Below are 2251 nucleotides of genomic sequence, written 5' to 3'. Positions count from 1 at the left end.
CCCCCCGCCAACGCGGACAGCGACACCCCGCCCAGATAAGCCGCCCCCAACTCCCGTACGGACAGCGCCAGATCAGCCGCATCCTCCGTCCGCGTGCACGACGCGCCCTTGGAGTTCCCGCTCAGCCGCCAACGCCCGCTGTTCCAGGGGCAGAACGCGTCCTCCACCTCGAACACCACATCCACCGGCGTCTGATACGTCCGCGCCTCCAGCGCCGCCCCCACATCCACCAGCCGCACATGAAGCGAGTCCCGCTGCCGCAGGGCGCACCGCCGGATGTCGGAGGCGAGGTACTGCCACGCGTCGTCGACGGGCCGGTTGTGCACCTCCACGGTCGACGTCAGGTCGATGGAGCAGAGAAAGCGCCAGAGCGCCGCATACGCCACCGGGTCCAGGGCGTCCATGTTCCGCAGGACGACCGTCCCCTTGGGCCCGCTCGCGTCCCACTCGGGTTTGATGTGGAACCGTACGTACCCCACCGCCTCCCCGTCCCGCTCCGCGAGCACGCACTGCAGCGGGGACGCGCCCTCGCGCTCGGCCGGCGGATCGAGCAGCGGCATCCGATCCCAGTGCACGGTGCGGGCGAGCATCCCGGGGCGCGAGCCGATCGATGCCACATAGATGGCCTCGCACCGTTCCGCCGCGGCCCGGGGATCGGCGTACCGCAGCCGTACTCCCTCCACGCCCTCCGGCATCGCGAGGGTCACCCGGGTGGTGTCGATCTCCGCCTTCAGCTGGCGGGTCGCAGCCGCGTAACCGAAGCGCCCGTAGATCGCGGGCTCCGAGGCGGTCAGCACGGCGAGCGGCTCGCCCCACGCCCGCACGTCGTCCAGTTGCCTGCGCATCATCGAGGTCAGCACCCCGCGCCTGCGGTGTGTGGCGGCGACGCTGACCGCGGTGACGCCCGCGGCGGGCACGAAGGCCCCGCCGGGCACGCTCACCCGGAAACGGAAGGCCCCGGCGGTACCGACGCACTCGTCGCCGTCCCAGACGCCGATGAACCGCTCGTATCCAGCGGCATCCGTCAGATCCTTGTAGACATCACGTTCCTCGTCCGTCTCCAGGACCCCGCCGAAGGCCCGCTCCAACTTCCCGTACCACCCGGCCCATTCGGCCGGACGCAACACCCGCAGCTCCGTCGTCATATGCCATGCCTACCAGGACTCCCCGCACCGGGCGAGCCGATTTCGAACGCAATGTCACAGGGGTCCCCCTGCGCGGACAGGGCGCGGGTGGATAAGGTCCGAGGAATGGCCGGCGGCGGAGCGAAGTCCTTCACGGCCCGGATGCGCAAGAAGCTGCACCGGGCCAAGATCGGCGTGCGCAGATCCGGTGTGGACTACTTCCGCGGTGACGGCTCCGACTGGATCGCCCTGGCAGGTCTGCTGCTCACCGTCCCCGCGATCGCGTCGCTGACGATGGTGATGCCGGTCTGGTGCGCACCGTCGGCGCTGGTCCTGCCCATCGTGGCCGGCGGTCTGCTGCTGCGCCCGGCGAGCCTGCTCGGTCTGTACGCGGCTGCCGCGGCGGCGCTCATCGTCGAGTCGGTCCTGCTCGGCCCGTACACGGAAGGCCCCGGCAGGGTCACCCCGGGAACCGTCCTCACGGTCGCCGCCTGCGGACTCTTCGGCCTGCTCATCGCGCAGTTCCGCAGCCGGGTCGGGGTCCCCTGGCGGCGTGGCGGCACCATGCTCTTCGACCTGCGTGAACGGATCCGCGTACAGAGCAAGCTCCCGGGTCTCCCCGAGGGCTGGCACCGCGAGATGGCTCTGCGCCCGGCGGGAGGCCAGTCCTTCTCCGGCGACTTCGTGGTCGCGGCCCGCACGGGCACCGGCCGCACCCTCGAAGTGGTCCTCACGGACGTCTCGGGCAAGGGCATGGACGCGGGCTCCCGCGCGCTGCTCCTCTCCGGCGCCTTCGGCGGCCTGCTCGGCTCGCTGCCCCCGCACAGCTTCCTCCCCGCCGCCAACGGCTATCTGCTCCGCCAGGACTGGGACGAGGGCTTCGCCACCTCCATCCATCTGGTCCTCGACCTGGACTCCGGCGACTACGAACTGCTCTCCGCGGGCCACCTCCCGGCCCTCCAGCTGCACGCGGGCAGCGGCCGCTGGGAGGAGAAGTCGGGGGAGGGGCCCCTGCTCGGCGTCTACGACGGGGCCCAGTTCGACCCCGTCAAGGGCAGTCTGCGGCCCGGCGACTCGACCAGGCCGTCCGTGAACATCATCAGGACGTCGCCGGGCCGCAGACTGCC

At 71.4% G+C, this 2251-nt stretch carries 2 protein-coding genes; one reads left to right on the top strand and one right to left on the bottom strand.

The window, feature by feature from the left end:
- Window positions 1–1145 (bottom strand): GNAT family N-acetyltransferase (locus J0695_RS26185; protein ID WP_206965914.1); only part of this gene is annotated, 1145 nt, incomplete at its 3' end.
- A 141-nt stretch (window positions 1146–1286) separates the two neighbouring features.
- Here J0695_RS26185 and J0695_RS26180 point away from each other — a divergent pair.
- On the top strand, window positions 1287–2251 hold a 965-nt coding region (locus J0695_RS26180; RefSeq protein ID WP_372445829.1), incomplete at its 3' end, for a SpoIIE family protein phosphatase.

Source organism: Streptomyces beijiangensis, assembly GCF_017315755.1.
GTDB lineage: Bacteria > Actinomycetota > Actinomycetes > Streptomycetales > Streptomycetaceae > Streptomyces > Streptomyces beijiangensis.
The sequence above is the reverse complement of the archived record's forward strand: the minus strand, read 5'-3'. Positions and strand labels throughout refer to the sequence as shown.